Genomic DNA, 15,458 nt, shown 5'->3' on the forward strand with positions numbered 1-15,458 from the left:
GCAGCCATGATGGCCGGCCTGTGCCACCGGACCCAGCCATGAGCGACCGCCGCCAGCGCATCCACGACCTGGTGCTGGCCCTGCTAGCCCAGCAAAACGACCTGGAGCTGCTGGCCGGCGACGGCACGGGCCTGCCCAGCGGCGATCCCGGCAATTGGATCGAACGCAACCGCCGCGTGGTGCAGCGCTATCAGGCCCTGGTGCGCTCGGCCGTGACCCTCGACGCCCTGGTGGATCAGGAGGTGAACGGCGGTTTCCAGGCGCCAGCGAACCAGGCCTACTGATCGGCTCTGCTCAATCCCGATCACCAGTCCAACACCAAAATCCGCTTAAACTGCTCTCAGGGTCGGACTCGAGGTAGCTGAAACCATGAAAGTGACCGTTGAACTTTCGGATACTGAGATGACCGAAATCCTGGAGCTCACCGGCGAGCGCAAGAAGGGGCCCGCCATCCGCCGCCTGATGGAGGAGGCCCTGCAGCAGCACCGTCGCGCCCAGATCGCTCAGCGATTCCTCAGCGGCGAGTGGGGCGTCGAGCTGGAGAGCTACGAGGCCGACCAGGAGCGCGAGCGCCAACGGAACCAGGAGTTCGCTGCATGACCCTGCTGCTCGACACCAGCCTGTGGATCGACTTCACCCGTACCCGGAGCCCGGCCCCCCTCAAACAGTTCATCGCGCCCTTCGTCCTCGACCCTGAGGCCCACCTGGCGGAACCGGTGCGTTTTGAGATGCTGCGTTCAGCCCGTCCAGACGAAACCCGCCAACTGAAAGCCCAGTTCGACACCCTGCCCACGCTCTCCACCCCTGCAGATCTGTGGCAGCGGGCGATCGACCTGGGCCAGGCCTGCCGCCAGATCGGTCAGACGGTTCTCAGCCTCGACCTCCTGGTGGCCGCCGTGGCTCTGCACCACAACGCGGTGCTGGTGAGTTTCGATGCCGATTTCGAAGCCATCGCCTCGGTGAGTGAGCTGCGCCTGCAGCGCCTTGAACGCCCTGCCTGACCCATTCGAAGCCTTTACGTTCATCTAGCCATCGCTTCTTCCTGCCATCTTCTGAACACACCACTTCTGTTAGAGCCCCTGCAGGAAGCCCAGTCCCAGCCGCCAACAACCTCTGACAAGCTGGACGCACCTTTTCTGGCCCCATGGCGCGCTTCGGCCTTTCAGCCCTCACATCGCTGCTGAAGGGCAACGGGGCTCCCACCGCTGGCAGCAGTAGCTGGAGCCGGGCCTTTGGCCTGGGTTGGGAGCAGCCCTACACGGTGCGTTACGCCAGCAACCTCGACGACGGTCCCAACCACGGCATGCCCCTGGGGGGCTTCGGCGCCGGCTGCATCGGCCGCGCCCCCGATGGCTCCTTCAACCTTTGGCACCTCGATGGCGGCGAGCACTGGTTTGGCAACTTGCCCGACTGCCAGTTCGCCCTGTTTGAAAGCGACGGCGACCAGAGTCGCGCCCATGCCCTAGCGGTGAAGCCAGAGGTCGATGCCTCCAGGCCCGCAGCCGGCGAACCCCTGAGCGCCTGGAGCTGGTATCCCGCCAGTAGCGACAAGCAGCACACCGGCACCTATGCCGCCCGCTACCCGATCAGCAGCACCCAGTACACGGGTGTGTTCCAAGCCGAGGTGAGCTGCGAAGCCTTCAGTCCGATCCTGCCGGGCGACTACCAGCGCACCAGCTACCCGGTGGCGGTGTTCGTCTGGACCCTCACCAACCCCACCAACCGGCCCCTCGACCTCTCCCTGCTGCTGAGCTGGCGCAACACCACGGGCTGGTTCACCAACACAGATCCCACAGCAGCAGTCACGTTTCGAGATGACGGCAGCCCGGAGCACAACTACGTGCCCGCGATCGGCCGCAGCAAGGGCCACCGCAATACCTGGGTGGAGCACCCGGGGCTCAAGGGGGTGCTGCTTGATGGTGAGCGCGCCACCCCCCTCGCCGAGGGCCAGGGACAGTGGTGCATCGCCACCGCCGACCACCTCGAAGTGCAGCGCTGCAGCCGTTGGGATCCCAGCGGCAGTGGCGCTGAGCTGTGGGAACCCTTCGCCCGCGACGGCTCGATTCCTGATAGCAACAACGACCGCCGCAGTGGCGATAGCGACCCTGCCAGCGCCGCCCTGGCGGTGAAGTGCTGCCTGGAGCCGGGGGCCAGCATCGAGATTCCCCTGGTGATCAGCTGGGACCTCCCGGTCACGGCCTTCGCCACCGGCAGCCGCGCCCTGCGCCGCTACAGCGATTTTTTTGGCGAAGAGGCCGGCGGCGATAGCGGCACCAGCTCCGCCGCCATCGCCGCCGAGGCTCTTAGCGACTGGCGCGACTGGCGCGCCCAGATCGAGGCCTGGCAAAAGCCGGTGCTGGAGCGCAGCGATCTGCCCGAACCACTGCGGATGGCGCTGTTCAACGAGCTATACGATCTAGCCAGTGGCGGCAGCCTCTGGACCGCCGCTGCTGCAGGCGATCCGGTGGGTCAGTTTGGCGTGCTGGAGTGCCTCGACTACGCCTGGTACGAAAGCCTGGACGTGCGGCTTTACGGCTCCTTTGCCCTGCTGCAGCTCTGGCCCGAGCTCGACAAGGCCGTGCTGCGCAGCTTCGCCCGCGCCATCCCCGCTGCCGACGCCACACTGCGGCCGATCGGCTGGTATTTCACCCAGGGCAAGGGCCGGATGGAGGCCGCCCGCAAACTGGCCGGTGCCACCCCCCACGATCTGGGTGCCCCCAACGAGCGGCCGTTTGAGGCCACCAATTACACCGCCTATCAAGACTGCAATCTCTGGAAAGACCTGGCCAGCGACTATGTGCTGCAGGTGTGGCGCACCTTCAAGCTCGCTCCCAACGGCCCAGACCTCGGCTTCCTGGCCGAGTGCTGGCCGGCGGCTATCCAGGCCCTCACCTACCTCAAAACTTTCGACGTCAACAACGACGGCCTGCCCGACAACGGCGGCGCCCCCGACCAAACCTTCGACGACTGGCCGCTCAAGGGCGTCAGTGCCTACTGCGGCGCCCTCTGGATCGCCGCCCTGGAGGCGGGGCTAGCGATCGCCCAGCAGCTGCAACTGGAGCTAGGGCTAGACACAAGCGGCGAGCAGCGCCAACTGGGCGGCTGGCTGGAGCAGTCGCGCGCCAACTTCGACCTGCTGCTCTGGAACGGTGAGTTTTACAAAATCGATGCCGAGAGCGGCACGCCGGTGGTGATGGCAGACCAGCTCTGCGGCGACTTCTACGCCCGCCTGCTGGGACTGCCCGCCGTGGTGGCTGATGAGCGCGCCAGCAGTGCGCTCAAAGCGATTAAGGAGTCGTGCTTTGAGGGTTTCCAGGGGGGCCGGCTCGGCGTGGCCAATGGCCTGCGCCGCGATGGCACCCCGCTCGATCCCAACGGCACCCATCCCCTTGAGGTGTGGACCGGCATCAACTTCGGCCTGGCGGCCTACTACCGCCTAATGGGAGAAACCAGCACGGCCTTTGCCATCACCGGCGCCGTGGTGGAGCAGGTGTACAGCGGCGGCCTGCAGTTCCGCACCCCCGAGGCGATCACTGGCGTGAACACCTTCCGGGCCTGCCACTACCTGCGCGCCATGGCGATCTGGGCCCTGTGGGCTACCCACACCAACTGGCAAGCGATTCCAGGCGCCGAGCGCCAACCATGAAAAGCCTGCTTTCGCTGCTGCTGGCCCCCTTGCTGGCGCTAGGGCTCTGGCTGAGCCTGGCCACACCGGCCCAGGCCCTAGTCCACGCCCACAACGACGAGAATGGCACCCCGGTGGTGCGCAGCCTCGAGAGCCTGCGCGACCTCGACTACCAGAGCTGGCAGGTGGTGGCTTATCGCGAAGGCGCTCCTGGCGGCCCCCTGAGGCTGCGCATCGTGGGCTATCCCGGCAAGGTGCGGCTAGACCACCCCACATCTCTGCAGGTGCGCAGCGGCCACTTCCGCTGGGAGCTGGCCGATGTGACTCTGGCCAATCCCCAGCTGGCGGGTGATGGCCGCGCCGCCGCCGCCGAGTTTGATCTGGCCCCCCTGCTGGCCGACCTGCACCAAGACCGGCCCCTGCGCCTGGTGCTGCCGGGGGTGTTTGTGGAGCTGCCGGTGCCGCCATTTGTGGTGGCGGAATGGCGCAGCCTGCCCAGCGCTGCTGGATGAGCCAGTGATGCCCTCCACGGCGCCCTGGCTTCCCTGGATGCAACGGGCCCTGCAGCTAGCTGAGCTGGGCGCCGGACGCACCAGCCCCAACCCCCTGGTGGGAGCAGTGGTGCTCGATGCCGGCGGCTCGCTGGTGGGGGAGGGCTACCACGCCCGGGCCGGAGAGCCCCACGCCGAGGTGGGCGCCCTGGCCCAGGCGGGCGAGCGAGCCCGCGGCGGCACCCTGGTGGTGACCCTGGAGCCCTGCTGCCACCACGGCCGCACCCCCCCCTGCAGCCAGGCGGTGATCGCCGCCGGCATCGCCCGGGTGGTGGTGGCCATGGCCGATCCCAACCCCCAGGTGGCTGGGGGCGGCCTCGCCCAGCTGCGGGCCGCGGGCATCGAGGTGATCACCGGCGTAGCCGAGGCCGAGGCCCGCACGCTCAACCGGGCCTTCATTCACCGCATCAGCAGCGGCCGCCCCTTGGGCATCCTCAAGTGGGCCATGGGCATCGATGGCCGCACCGCCCTGAGCAATGGCGCCAGCCAGTGGATCAGTGGCCCCGAGGCCCGCGCTTGGGTGCACCGGCTGCGGGCCGGCTGCGATGCGGTGATCGTTGGCGGCGGCACCGTGCGCGCCGACGACCCCCTGCTCACCAGCCGCGGCCAACGCCAGCCCGAGCCGCTGCGGGTGGTGCTCAGCCGCCGCCTGGAGCTCCCTGCCAGTGCCCAGCTCTGGGATCAAAGCGCCGCCGCCACCTTGGTGGTGCATGGGCCAGAGGCTCCAGCCGCGGCCGCAGCCTCCCTGGATAAACGCGGCGTGCCCCGACTGGAGCTAGAGGGCTGCAGCCCCCGACTGCTGCTGGAGGCCTTGGCGCTGCGGGGCTGCAACCAGGTGTTCTGGGAGTGCGGCCCGGAACTGGCAGCCGCCGCCATAGCCGAAGGCTGCGTGCAGGAGCTGGTCGCCGTGATCGCCCCGAAGCTGATGGGCGGCCAGCCGGCCCGCACCCCCCTTGGTGAGCTGGGTTTCACAGCTATGGCCCAGGTGCGGAGCTGGCAGGCTCAAGCGCCCCGGCACCTGGGCAGCGATCTGCTCTGGCAACTCAGCTCACCTGCAGAGCTGGAGCCATGATCGCCACAAACCTGCCCTTCAATCTGCAGCTTCCCCTGGCGGGGGTGTTGCTTGCCCTAGGCACCTGGCTGCTGCTGGACCGGCTCGGCAGGCGTTGCCGCACCGGCTCCCTAGGCCAAGCCCTGCTGCTCAGCGGGCGAGTCAGCCTGGCGGGCACGGTGTTGCTCAGCAGTGCTGGCTGGTGGCTGGCGGGCCTGGAGGTGCGCAATCTGCTGCTCACCATCGGCGTGATTTGGACCCTGCTGCGCTGGCGCGGCGAACTCAAACAGCGCGCCGAGCACTACGCCGCCCAGTTGCTGCCGCATCTCTCCAGCAAGGATCAGCTGTTCCTATTCGATGTGCTCGACAAGCTGCTGACCACAGCAGCCCTGCTGGTGGTGCTGGTAATGGCCCTAGATCTGCTGGGTGTATCGGCGGGAGTGCTGATCACGGCAGGGGGCTTTGGAGCAGCGGCCCTGGGCTTCGGCGCCCGCACCATTGTGGAAAACGGCCTCAGTGGCTTGAGCCTCTACATCAACCGCCCTTTCGTGCTCGGCGACACCATCAACCTGCCCGGCCTGAATTTGCTTGGCACGGTGGAGCAGGTGGGCTGGTTTTATACCGAGCTGCGCGATCCGGAACGCCAGCGAATTTATGTGCCGAATGGGGTGTTCACCAGCCAAGCAATCCAGAACCTGGCCCAGATCGACAACCGCCGCATCTGGATCGAATTCGGCCTCAGCTACGCCGACCGGGAGCGCGTCGCCACGATCACCCAAAACCTGGAGCAGCGCCTCTCAAGCTTGCCCGGCCTAGACCCGGCCAAGGATCAGCTAGCCCACTTCGTTGGCTACGGCGAGTCCAGCCTCCAGCTGCGCCTGCTCTGCTACGCCGCCAGCAGCGACATCCACGCTGCCTGGGCCCTGCGGCAGCAAGCCCTGCTGTTGATCGGCGAGGTGGTGGAGCAGGCCGGTGGATCGATGCCCTTCCCCACCAGGCTGCTCATACGAGCTCCGGATGCAAGGGATCACCCTTGAACGGCCCCTGCACCTGGGATGTGATCCAGCCACCGTAGAAGCCGCCAGGCTGGGGCTGCACGGGTTCACCATCCAGCCAGCACCCGTCCATCAAGGCCGGGTACACCGCAAACCAACCGGACAAAGCAGCAAAGGCCTGGCTGGGTTCGGGGTAGGTCCACACCGCCCGCCGCACCCGGCGCTCGGCCGGGCCACCCCCATCAACCACCACATCGAAGTAGCGGGCCACCCCCTTCCACTCGCAAAAACTGGCTCCGCTGCTGGGCGATAGCAGCTCCTGGCGCACCGCCTCGGGCGGCAGGTAGTAGGTGGGTGGGTGAAAGGTTTCCAGCACCCGCAAACTGCGGCGGCTCTCGGCCAGAAGCTGGCCAAGGGCCTCAACCCGCACCAGCTGGCTGCTCTCAACCAGGGCCGGTGGGCGGGGGTAGGCGCCTACCTGCTCAGGGGCTGCCATCAGGAATAAATGAAATTGCGCAACCGCCGGCCTTCAGCGCCAGCCCGCTCCTGCAGCTCCGCATCGCTGAGGCTGGACTCCTGCCGCTGCTGCGCGGCGATCACATCAGCCTCCTCAAGGGCATAGCCAGCGCCGCGGGCCAACTCCAGGAAGTCCTGCAGCTCCAAGGGCTCCGCCAGCTGGGTCGCCAGCTGGGGCGATTGGCGGGCATGCGCCAAAAAGGCATCGAGGCGCTCGAGGCTCACAGGTCCAGTTCCAACTGCGGTTGGTCTAGCGCCATCGCTGCCCCATCGGCCTGCCAGTCGCCCCCATCCCAGGGCAGCAGCAGCAATTCGAGGGCCCGCAGGCCATGGCCATCTGTGGGCTCGAGCCAGGCCTGCTCCAGGCCGTTGGGAATCACCACCGGCATGCGCCGGTGGATTGGCGCCACTAGGGCATTGGGGGCGGTGGTGAGCACGCAGCAGCTGTCGAGCTCGCTGCCATCGGGGCCTATCCAGCGCTCCCAGATGCCGGCAAGCCAAAACAGATCGCCATCGCGGCGGCGCAGCCACTGGCCCTGCTCCCAAAAAGCATCAGCAGGAATAAGGCAGCGGCGATGGCGCCAGGCGGCGCGAAAGCTGGGCTTGAAGGCCACCGTCTCAGCGCGGGCATGCAGGCAGCGGTGGGCGGTGGCGGGATCCTTGACCCAGTCGGGCAGCAGCCCCCAAAGGGCTAGCCCCACCTGCAGCTGGCCATTTTCCTGGCGCTGGATCAGCAGGGGTTCGCCGGGAAGCACTTGCGAGCGCGGCGCGTAGTGGGCCGCCAGACCGGGCGGCAGGGGGCCCTGCAAGCGGGGCTGCAGGCGATCGAAGTCGGCGCAGAGGGAGTAGCGACCACACATAGCTGAATTGGGTCCTCGTTCGGTTCTCCCAACCCGCCGCCGAAACGACCAGGGGACCACAGCCCTAGTTTGGGTGCACCTTTGGCTGCCGCACCATGGCGATCCGCCAGGACGACAACCGCCCTAACCGCCGCTTCGGAATCATCAACCTGGTGTTGATCGGTTTTGGTGTGCTGCTGCTGTTCAGCAACTTCCTGCCCAATCCAGCTGCCCAGGTGCCGCGGGTGCCCTACTCCCTGTTCATCGACCAGGTGAATAGCAGCAACGTCAAACGGGCCTACATCACCTCAGACCAGATCCGCTACGAGCTCAAGGAGCCCGAAGAGGAGGGCGCTCCCACGGTGCTCTCCACCACGCCGATCTTCGACATGGATCTGCCCCAGCGACTCGAGTCGCACGGGGTTGAGTTCGCCGCCGCTCCCCCCCAGAAGCCCAGCTTCCTCACCACCGCCCTGAGCTGGGTGGTGCCGCCTCTGATCTTCATCCTGGTGCTGCAATTCTTCGCCCGCCGCCAGATGGGCGGTGGCGCCCAGGGAGCTTTGAGCTTCACCAAGAGCAAGGCCAAGGTTTATGTGCCCGATGAGGAATCACGGGTCACCTTTGCCGACGTTGCTGGCGTGGATGAGGCCAAGGCCGAGCTCGCCGAGATCGTTGACTTCCTCAAAAAACCCGAGCGCTACGCCGCTATCGGCGCCCGCATTCCCAAAGGTGTGCTGCTGGTGGGCCCTCCCGGCACGGGCAAAACCCTTCTATCCAAGGCCGTTGCAGGTGAAGCAGGCGTGGCCTTCTTCATCATTTCCGGCTCCGAATTCGTGGAGCTATTCGTTGGTGCTGGCGCTGCACGAGTGCGCGATCTATTCGAAGAAGCCAAGAAAAAAGCGCCTTGCATCATCTTTATCGACGAGCTCGATGCCATTGGTAAGAGCCGTTCGGGCTCGATGGGTGTGGTCGGCGGCAACGACGAACGCGAGCAGACCCTCAACCAGCTGCTCACGGAGATGGATGGCTTTGCCGGTCAGGACAAGCCGGTGATCGTGCTGGCAGCCACCAACCAGCCCGAAACCCTTGATGCCGCCCTGCTGCGTCCTGGTCGTTTTGACCGCCAGGTGCTGGTGGATCGCCCCGACCTGTCAGGGCGCAAGCTGATTCTGGAGATCTACGCCAAGAAGGTGAAGCTCTCCAGCACCGTCGATCTCGACAAGATTGCCCAAGCCACCAGCGGCTTTGCCGGCGCCGACCTGGCCAACCTCGTTAACGAAGCAGCCCTGCTCGCCGCCCGCTCCTATCGCACCGAGGTGGAGCAAGGCGACCTCAACGAGGCGATTGAGCGCGTGGTGGCTGGCCTGGAGAAGAAGAGCCGGGTGTTGCAACCCGATGAGAAGAAAGTGGTGGCTTATCACGAAGTCGGCCACGCAATCGTTGGACACCTAATGCCAGGCGGCAGCAAGGTGGCCAAGATCTCGATCGTGCCCCGCGGTATGAGCGCCCTGGGATACACCCTGCAGCTGCCTACCGAAGAGCGCTTCCTCAATTCCAAGGAAGACCTCGAGGGTCAAATTGCCACCTTGCTGGGCGGTCGCAGCGCTGAAGAGGTGGTGTTTGGTGAGGTCACCACCGGCGCCGCCAACGACCTGCAACGCGCCACCGACATCGCCGAGCAGATGGTGGGCACCTTCGGCATGAGCGAAACCCTCGGCCCCCTGGCCTACGACAAGCAGGGCGGCAGCCGCTTCCTCGGCGGCAACAACAACCCCCGCCGGGTGGTGAGTGACGCCACGGCCCAAGCGATCGATAAGGAGGTTCGCTCCCTTGTCGACAACGCCCACAACAAGGCGCTGGCGATCCTTAACCACAACCGGGCGCTGCTTGAATCGATCTCCGAAAAGATCCTCGAGAAGGAGGTGATCGAAGGCGACGATCTCAAGGAGCTGCTGGCCAGCAGCGTCATGCCCTAGGAGTTGAGCCATGGCCGCCATCAGTGCCTATCCACCCCTAGAAGAGCTGCGCGGGCGAGACCTGCTCTCCTCGGCCGACCTCAACGGCGAGCAAACCCAGGCCCTGCTGCAGCTGGCGGCCGACCTAAAGGCCGGCCCCAGCAGTATCGATTTAGGGGGCAAAACCCTCGGACTGATCTTCAGTAAGGCCTCCACCCGCACTCGGGTGAGTTTCTCGGTGGCCATGGCCAGGCTTGGTGGCCAAACGATCGATCTCAATCCCCAGGTGAGCCAGGTAGGCCGCGGTGAGCCGGTGGCAGACACGGCGCGGGTGCTGAGCCGCTATGTGGATGCCCTGGCGATCCGCACCTTCGCCCAGGGCGAACTCGAGGAGTACGCCCACTGGGCCACGATCCCGGTGATCAATGCCCTCACCGACCTGGAGCACCCCTGCCAGGCCCTCGCCGACTACCTGACGCTGCAGGAGGTCTTCGGAGCAGTGGAGGGCCTGACCCTCAGCTACGTGGGCGACGGCAACAACGTGGCCCACTCGTTGATGCTCTGCGGCGCCCTGCTCGGGGTGAATGTGCGCATCGGCTGCCCGGTGGGATTTGAACCCGATGCAGCCGTGCTTGAGCAGTCACGCCACCTAGCGGCGGCTCGCGGATCCGAGGTGGTGGTGCTGCACGAGCCGGTGGCTGCCGTGCGCGGCGCCCACGCCCTCTACACAGATGTGTGGGCCTCAATGGGGCAGGAGGAGGAAAAGGCAGAGCGGCAAAGGGCCTTCGCCGGCTGGTGTCTCAACGAAGAGCTGGTGGCAGAAGCAGATCCAAGCGCAATCGTGCTGCACTGCCTGCCGGCATATCGCGGCCTAGAAATCAGCGCCGGCGCCATGGAGGGCAGCTCCAGCCGCATATTTGACCAGGCCGAAAACCGCCTCCACGCCCAACAAGCCCTACTGGCAGCCCTACTCGGCGGCACCTGAGCTGGACAAACAGGCCGCGAGGCGGTACATCTGTATCAGCGACGTGGCGTCCGTGCCCCATCCCAGCAACAACCAAGTCCAGAAGGATCTCTCCTCTGCCCAGCAAGAGCTATACGACTGGCTTAGCGACTACATCGGCAGCAACCGCCACAGCCCCTCGATCCGCCAAATGATGGAAGCTATGGGGCTGCGCTCTCCGGCGCCGATCCAGAGCCGCCTGCGCCACCTGCAGCAGAAGGGCTGGATCACCTGGCAAGAGGGCCAAGCCCGCACCCTGCAGCTCCTGGGCGGCATGGCCAGCGGCATCCCGGTGCTCGGCGCCGTGGCCGCCGGCGGCTTGGTTGAAACCTTCGACGACATCCAGGAGCGCCTCGACCTGGCCCCCGTGCTCGATACCCGCGGCCTTTTTGCCCTCACCGTGAATGGCGATTCAATGGTGGACGCCCACATCGCCAACGGGGACGTGGTGCTGCTTGAACCTGTCAGCGACCCGAGCCGGCTCAAAGCAGGCACGATTGTCAGCGCCCTGGTGCCAGGCAGTGGCACCACCTTGAAGCACTTCCACCGCAGCGGCGCCACGGTGACCCTGGAAGCAGCCAACCCCGCCTATGCCCCAATCGTGCTCCCCGCCGACCAGGTAACGGTGCAGGGCAAGCTAGTGGCCGTCTGGCGCCAGGTCTAAACGGATGGCGTTGTAAGCTCACAAAGAGCCAGGCAAGGTCACAAGCCAAGCGGAATGACCAGCATTCCGTTGTCATGGCGTCCTATAGGGGCCATAGCTCAGCTGGTAGAGCACCTGCATGGCATGCAGGGGGTCAGCGGTTCGAATCCGCTTGGCTCCATCCTCAAAACCCAGGCCTGGCCTGGGTTTTTTAATGCTCGCATCTCGTCGCAAGTACCGAGCCGATCGAGATAGGGCAATTTCTAGGGCAAAACCGTCATGACGAACTCGACTGGGTGGGGGCAGGCGAGGCAACACCAGCAGCCTTCAAGGGCAGCCATTAGCCCCACTTATTACAAAGCTGCAAACAGGCAACCAGGGCTATCCGATAAGACGAAGCCTCAATTGGCACCCGATGGATAACTTATGGCAACCAATCGCAACGGCTCACGACTAGTCAGGGCGTGTAAGTTGGCTTGATTGAGGCCACCCGTCCGCTCTAAGGATTCTGCACCCGCCCCGAGTTATGGAGGGCAAAGCAGAAGTTCCCCCTGACGTGTGCCTTTATGACCTCTCTTAATTCATGCCTCTGGCTCCCGACATCGCGAGCAGCGCAGGCAATTGGCTGCTCGCCCGAACACCTCAAGCGACAACGCGATAGTCACGGTGGCTTTCTTGAAGCCGGCGCTCACTACAGCCTCGGTCCATCCCTCAACTCACCTATCAGGTGGGATGTCGAGGCTGTGCGAATAGCCATGCATCGGCGGGGCATGAAATTACGCGCAAAGAGCACTACCAGAAAGGAGGTGGGCTGATGGCGCTTCTAAGCAATCACGTCGTGCAGGCGGATGACGCCGGGCACGACCGGATGCTCACGATGGCGAAAGCAGCAGCTGCCATTGCAGCACTTGAGTGCGCAGACGACCGGTACGAGTTCGCCCGAATCCATCGGTCGATCCTCACGGCAATGCAGCAGACCTTCCCGGAGATCTTCGACTTCGATGCCACGGAGTTGTGCTGATGGCCAGCAAATTGGTACATCAAATGGATTCAGTTTGCCTCATTTACTGTTACACAGTAGAGAGATAGCAAGGACTCGATATTGCTTTTTGTCTGCAAATTTCATTTTTATATTTAGACTATGTGAGACGCCGCCAGTTTTTCTGTTTCGATGACCCTGCGTGAATTTGCCCAGATGGAATACCGAGGAGCGCCGTTAAATACGATGCTTCACGCCAGATTTCCTAAGACACTTGCTGTCTTCTTGAAGTCTGCGGCCATGGTCGAAGGCGTTACCGAGTCGACATTGATTCGGTACGCCTGCGAGGAATGGGCAAGCACGCAGGGTTATTCGCGCTCAGGCATCTGAAAACAGGAAAGCCGCCCTCCGACAGGCGGCTCTCCAAAGGCTGCGGCACCACCAAGCACCACCACTTAGGAGTTTACCGTGAAAAGGATTACTAGTCTCGCCACTGCGGACTTGCTGGAAGATTGGGCAGATCCGATCGACTTTGACCTGGTTCCAGGTCTCTTCAAGCTCGTAAACCTCAATCCGCGCCTACCGGCAGATGGGGTGGATCTCCGAGATGTCATGCCGCCCGGGGAGCTGCAGGGCCGTTGCGAATCGTGGGAGGAGGTCCGCCAACGCGCCGAGAGCTACGCCCGCTCTGAATTCGGGTATCGCGACCCGCACCCCTACCGCTCGATCACTGCGGAATCGCAGCTGATGGTGGGGACGTTGGCCCTGCCGGAGAAGCTCCTACAGGGGACCTTCAAGCGACTTTTTGGGGAGAAAACTGAAATCGTCACCACATGGCAGATCCGTGCCGTGGCTTTTGCGCTGTTCAATCCGCCGATGACGTTTTGGCCAGGGGAGAGCTGGGCAGATGTCTGCAATCGAGCCGAGATGTTCGCCAAGCGGCGGGAGCGGATCACCGCTCAGGTCAAGAAACTGCTTGCGTTGGGGGAGTGATGCTGAGACTTGGAGAGGAGCTGCAGGCGCTGGTGGAAGGTGCCGAGCAGCCTGTGTTGATCGACGTTGGGCAGGCCGAGCGCATGCTTGACGTCCTGGGATTGCCGAGTGATGAGCCGGTGATCCTGAGCCGTTGGTGGAAGGACGGTGACAGGCTCAACATGCGCCACTATCCGCGTAAGAACGCTGGCGCGGGGTACGACTGGGCGGCCCTGCAGGTTGAACGGCTCTATGAGGCTGTTGCCGCTGACCTTCGGCCTGGGATCGACAGCTTTGGCTTTGTGCCCGAGCGAGGAGGGATTGCCTACGGCAAACGCCAGGAGATCACTGAAGTCCGCTTTCTCAAATACGAGATCGACGATGCGTCGATGAGCCTTGAGGAGCAGTTCGGGACGTGGCGTCGAGCAGGGCTGCCACCGCCGACGTTGGTGCTTTTCACCGGCGGTAAGTCGCTGCACTTTTGGTGGCGGCTGAAGACACCGCTGCCTCTGGAAGAAGGGATCGTGGCGTTGAAGCGTCTACAGGAGGCGATTAAGCAAGCCACACCGGGCGTAAAGCTTGATCCAAAGATGGAAAGTCCTGCGCAGCCGATGCGGTTGGCGGGTGGTATCCATCCCGGAACACGGCAGAGGAGCACCATCTACGCCGCCGATGGTCGTTGGTACGAAGCGTCAGAGATCCTGAGCCTGTGCCCCGAAATTACGGTCAAAGCCAAGGCCGCCAAAGACGATGGCGGCCTGTTTAGGGCAGAAGAAGGGGAGCCAGCGAAACCCGGTGAGTACCCAGGGCCGGACGAACTGACGCTGCCGGTACCTCTACGCCTTGGGCTCAGCCGTGCGACGTACGACCAAATCCATCGCGGAGATAAAGAGGGGGTACGCGCAAAATCGGCCTATGACATCGCGCGGTCCCTTCAGGAATCCAAGGGGATGATCGAGTCCCTTGGATACCAGGTAGACGAAGACCCAATCGAACTGTTCGAGATTTATTGCCGCAACAGCGACTGGTGTGGCTACGAAGGGTTCGACGTCTGTGTAGAGCGCCACTTCGCAGAGCCGGATGAGGTAGGAGCCGGACAACTCAGTAAGTCAGCCTTGCGGCGCGCAATCGCAAAGTGGGCAGAGGAGACCGGTCAATGGCGCTGGAAGCCGAGCTGGGGACGTGGACGCGGGTTCTCATCCCAGACAACTGTTTCAGCGGGCGATGGCACAACGGAGCCAAAAGACCGAAAGAATTTGCCTTTGCACAAGCGGCTTGACCTTTTTGAACGGTTCTTGCTGCGGTCACTGAGGCGGCACCGCAACCCGTTCAGACGGATGGTCTATCTGCGTGCGGTGGTCAAGCAGCTTGACCTTGGGCAATTAGTTAAAGAAAAGGACTTGCCGGAACGGGTCGTTGCGGCCATGTCCCAGCGGATGGGTGGGCGCTACCGGGCGTTGACCGCTGAGCAGCGGAAAGAGCTGCAGTTGTCGGAAGTGGTGTGGCTTGTGCCCGACGTCATCCCGGCTGGTGATCTGACGTTCGTCGGTGGTCGGCCCAAGGTCGGCAAGACCTTGCTGGTGGTTGATTTAATCCGGTGCTTACTGAATGGGGAAGGTTGGCTGGGCTTTCCCGGAACTGGCGTCAAACACACCGTGATCCTTGTGACCGATGACCAGGGGGATCGCGACACCAAAGCGATGTTGCAGCAGCAGGGCCTGTGGGATCACGACCGCCTGCTGTGGTCGAGCAGCTTTCGGCTGGACGAGCAACAGCTCGATCAGTTGCTGGATGACATCAAGGCCAATCCCGGCGCAGTTGTGGTGGTCGACAGCCTCCGCAGCATCAGCCGTGGTCTGACCACTAACGAAAACGACCCGGCACTCGGTGTCCTTCTGTACGACCTGAAGGCCGCTGTGATGGCCGCTGGTGGGACTCTGCTGATGATCCACCACGCCTCCAAAACCAGTAACGAAGTGGGTGTGGAGGCACTAAGTGGTCACAGCTCTATTCCAGGCGCCGGCAACTCGATCATCACCCTGCACTACCTACCCGCCAAGGACGGCAAAAGCTTTCAGAAGAACATCCCCGAGCGTCGATTCTTTCGGGAAGGTCGCTCAGGCAGTGAGACACCCGATCTGGTCGTGAGGATCGACCCTGCAGGGCAGTTCACAAGGCTTCAGACGTATGAGGACTTTCTCGCGGTGACTGCCAGGAAAGATGACGTCTCTGCTGCTGATCAGGCAGCCATGGCAAATGTAGCTGGTTGATGTTCGATTTCCGGGGGTGGTGGATTGATCCAGACCACTTCCGGTTGACGCCAGCAACG

The 15,458-nt window shown here is 63.9% G+C and carries 17 protein-coding genes and 1 tRNA gene; 15 read left to right on the forward strand and 3 right to left on the reverse strand.

The window, feature by feature from the left end:
- Positions 1-38 precede the first annotated feature (38 nt).
- The 7 genes from KBY85_RS01095 to KBY85_RS01125 all read left to right on the forward strand — a co-directional run bounded on the left by KBY85_RS01095 (position 39) and on the right by KBY85_RS01125 (position 6,264).
- Complete coding sequence (locus tag KBY85_RS01095; RefSeq protein ID WP_254959730.1) at positions 39-284, forward strand: hypothetical protein; 246 nt, start codon at positions 39-41, stop codon at positions 282-284.
- An 85-nt stretch (positions 285-369) separates the two neighbouring features.
- Entirely contained in the window at positions 370-600 is a 231-nt protein-coding gene (locus tag KBY85_RS01100; RefSeq protein ID WP_254959731.1) for a hypothetical protein, read from the forward strand.
- Positions 597-1,001: a PIN domain nuclease gene (locus KBY85_RS01105; protein ID WP_254959732.1), complete on the forward strand. Its 405-nt coding sequence runs from the start codon at positions 597-599 to the stop codon at positions 999-1,001. The genes KBY85_RS01100 and KBY85_RS01105 overlap by 4 nt, the downstream gene beginning before the upstream one ends.
- 143 nt (positions 1,002-1,144) lie before the next feature.
- On the forward strand, positions 1,145-3,646 hold the full coding sequence (locus tag KBY85_RS01110) for a GH116 family glycosyl hydrolase (protein WP_254959733.1): 2,502 nt from the start codon (positions 1,145-1,147) through the stop codon (positions 3,644-3,646).
- Complete coding sequence (locus KBY85_RS01115; RefSeq protein WP_254959734.1) at positions 3,643-4,137, forward strand: DUF3122 domain-containing protein; 495 nt, start codon at positions 3,643-3,645, stop codon at positions 4,135-4,137. Before KBY85_RS01110 ends, KBY85_RS01115 begins: the two co-directional genes overlap by 4 nt.
- Positions 4,138-4,144: 7 nt before the next feature.
- Positions 4,145-5,248 carry a bifunctional diaminohydroxyphosphoribosylaminopyrimidine deaminase/5-amino-6-(5-phosphoribosylamino)uracil reductase RibD gene (ribD, locus tag KBY85_RS01120; protein WP_254959735.1) on the forward strand — a complete coding sequence of 368 codons (1,104 nt, stop codon included), beginning with the start codon at positions 4,145-4,147 and terminating at the stop codon, positions 5,246-5,248.
- Entirely contained in the window at positions 5,245-6,264 is a 1,020-nt protein-coding gene (locus KBY85_RS01125) for a mechanosensitive ion channel family protein (RefSeq protein ID WP_254959737.1), read from the forward strand. Before ribD ends, KBY85_RS01125 begins: the two co-directional genes overlap by 4 nt.
- On the opposite strand, the gene KBY85_RS01130 is transcribed toward KBY85_RS01125, so the two are convergent.
- From KBY85_RS01130 to KBY85_RS01140, 3 genes are read right to left on the reverse strand one after another with little or no spacing between them, the layout of a single operon-like run.
- Positions 6,230-6,718, reverse strand: coding sequence for a DUF427 domain-containing protein (locus KBY85_RS01130; RefSeq protein WP_254959738.1), 489 nt, complete (start codon positions 6,716-6,718; stop codon positions 6,230-6,232). The genes KBY85_RS01125 and KBY85_RS01130 overlap by 35 nt on opposite strands.
- Positions 6,718-6,963 (reverse strand): Nif11-like leader peptide family RiPP precursor, encoded by a 246-nt coding sequence (locus KBY85_RS01135; protein WP_106502241.1) that lies wholly within the window; start codon positions 6,961-6,963, stop codon positions 6,718-6,720. Before KBY85_RS01135 ends, KBY85_RS01130 begins: the two co-directional genes overlap by 1 nt.
- Complete coding sequence (locus KBY85_RS01140) at positions 6,960-7,598, reverse strand: SOS response-associated peptidase (RefSeq protein ID WP_254959740.1); 639 nt, start codon at positions 7,596-7,598, stop codon at positions 6,960-6,962. The genes KBY85_RS01135 and KBY85_RS01140 overlap by 4 nt, the downstream gene beginning before the upstream one ends.
- A gap of 95 nt (positions 7,599-7,693) precedes the next feature.
- Here KBY85_RS01140 and ftsH point away from each other — a divergent pair, with 95 nt between their 5' ends.
- The 8 genes from ftsH to KBY85_RS01180 all read left to right on the forward strand — a co-directional run bounded on the left by ftsH (position 7,694) and on the right by KBY85_RS01180 (position 15,399).
- The gene (gene ftsH, locus KBY85_RS01145; RefSeq protein ID WP_254959741.1) at positions 7,694-9,553 is read left to right on the forward strand and encodes an ATP-dependent zinc metalloprotease FtsH; all 1,860 of its coding nucleotides are present in this window, start codon (positions 7,694-7,696) and stop codon (positions 9,551-9,553) included.
- 10 nt (positions 9,554-9,563) lie between these two features.
- Positions 9,564-10,517: an ornithine carbamoyltransferase gene (argF, locus tag KBY85_RS01150; RefSeq protein WP_254959742.1), complete on the forward strand. Its 954-nt coding sequence runs from the start codon at positions 9,564-9,566 to the stop codon at positions 10,515-10,517.
- A gap of 52 nt (positions 10,518-10,569) precedes the next feature.
- Positions 10,570-11,199, forward strand: coding sequence for a transcriptional repressor LexA (lexA, locus tag KBY85_RS01155; protein WP_254959743.1), 630 nt, complete (start codon positions 10,570-10,572; stop codon positions 11,197-11,199).
- Between the two features lie 87 nt (positions 11,200-11,286).
- Positions 11,287-11,359: transfer RNA gene (locus KBY85_RS01160), tRNA-Ala, on the forward strand.
- 633 nt (positions 11,360-11,992) lie between these two features.
- Positions 11,993-12,199 carry a hypothetical protein gene (locus KBY85_RS01165; protein ID WP_254959744.1) on the forward strand — a complete coding sequence of 69 codons (207 nt, stop codon included), beginning with the start codon at positions 11,993-11,995 and terminating at the stop codon, positions 12,197-12,199.
- Positions 12,200-12,349: 150 nt separating this feature from the next.
- Positions 12,350-12,547, forward strand: a complete 198-nt coding sequence (locus KBY85_RS01170; protein WP_254959745.1) for a hypothetical protein — start codon at positions 12,350-12,352, stop codon at positions 12,545-12,547.
- 111 nt (positions 12,548-12,658) lie between these two features.
- Positions 12,659-13,150 (forward strand): hypothetical protein, encoded by a 492-nt coding sequence (locus KBY85_RS01175; RefSeq protein ID WP_254959746.1) that lies wholly within the window; start codon positions 12,659-12,661, stop codon positions 13,148-13,150.
- On the forward strand, positions 13,150-15,399 hold the full coding sequence (locus tag KBY85_RS01180) for an AAA family ATPase (protein ID WP_254959747.1): 2,250 nt from the start codon (positions 13,150-13,152) through the stop codon (positions 15,397-15,399). Before KBY85_RS01175 ends, KBY85_RS01180 begins: the two co-directional genes overlap by 1 nt.
- The last annotated feature ends 59 nt before the right edge of the window (positions 15,400-15,458 follow it).

Origin of the sequence: Cyanobium sp. BA5m-10, assembly GCF_024346255.1 — a bacterium.
Lineage (GTDB): Bacteria > Cyanobacteriota > Cyanobacteriia > PCC-6307 > Cyanobiaceae > Cyanobium_A > Cyanobium_A usitatum.

Bases quoted from the DNA above. Each gene is read 5' to 3' on its own strand.
- KBY85_RS01095 (WP_254959730.1), top strand. From the start codon at position 39: ATGAGCGACCGCCGCCAGCGCATCCACGACCTGGTGCTGGCCCTGCTA.
- KBY85_RS01100 (WP_254959731.1), top strand. From the start codon at position 370: ATGAAAGTGACCGTTGAACTTTCGGATACTGAGATGACCGAAATCCTG.
- KBY85_RS01105 (WP_254959732.1), top strand. From the start codon at position 597: ATGACCCTGCTGCTCGACACCAGCCTGTGGATCGACTTCACCCGTACC.
- KBY85_RS01110 (WP_254959733.1), top strand. From the start codon at position 1,145: ATGGCGCGCTTCGGCCTTTCAGCCCTCACATCGCTGCTGAAGGGCAAC.
- KBY85_RS01115 (WP_254959734.1), top strand. From the start codon at position 3,643: ATGAAAAGCCTGCTTTCGCTGCTGCTGGCCCCCTTGCTGGCGCTAGGG.
- ribD (WP_254959735.1), top strand. From the start codon at position 4,145: ATGCCCTCCACGGCGCCCTGGCTTCCCTGGATGCAACGGGCCCTGCAG.
- KBY85_RS01125 (WP_254959737.1), top strand. From the start codon at position 5,245: ATGATCGCCACAAACCTGCCCTTCAATCTGCAGCTTCCCCTGGCGGGG.
- KBY85_RS01130 (WP_254959738.1), bottom strand. From the start codon at position 6,718: ATGGCAGCCCCTGAGCAGGTAGGCGCCTACCCCCGCCCACCGGCCCTG.
- KBY85_RS01140 (WP_254959740.1), bottom strand. From the start codon at position 7,598: ATGTGTGGTCGCTACTCCCTCTGCGCCGACTTCGATCGCCTGCAGCCC.
- ftsH (WP_254959741.1), top strand. From the start codon at position 7,694: ATGGCGATCCGCCAGGACGACAACCGCCCTAACCGCCGCTTCGGAATC.
- argF (WP_254959742.1), top strand. From the start codon at position 9,564: ATGGCCGCCATCAGTGCCTATCCACCCCTAGAAGAGCTGCGCGGGCGA.
- KBY85_RS01165 (WP_254959744.1), top strand. From the start codon at position 11,993: ATGGCGCTTCTAAGCAATCACGTCGTGCAGGCGGATGACGCCGGGCAC.
- KBY85_RS01170 (WP_254959745.1), top strand. From the start codon at position 12,350: ATGACCCTGCGTGAATTTGCCCAGATGGAATACCGAGGAGCGCCGTTA.
- KBY85_RS01180 (WP_254959747.1), top strand. From the start codon at position 13,150: ATGCTGAGACTTGGAGAGGAGCTGCAGGCGCTGGTGGAAGGTGCCGAG.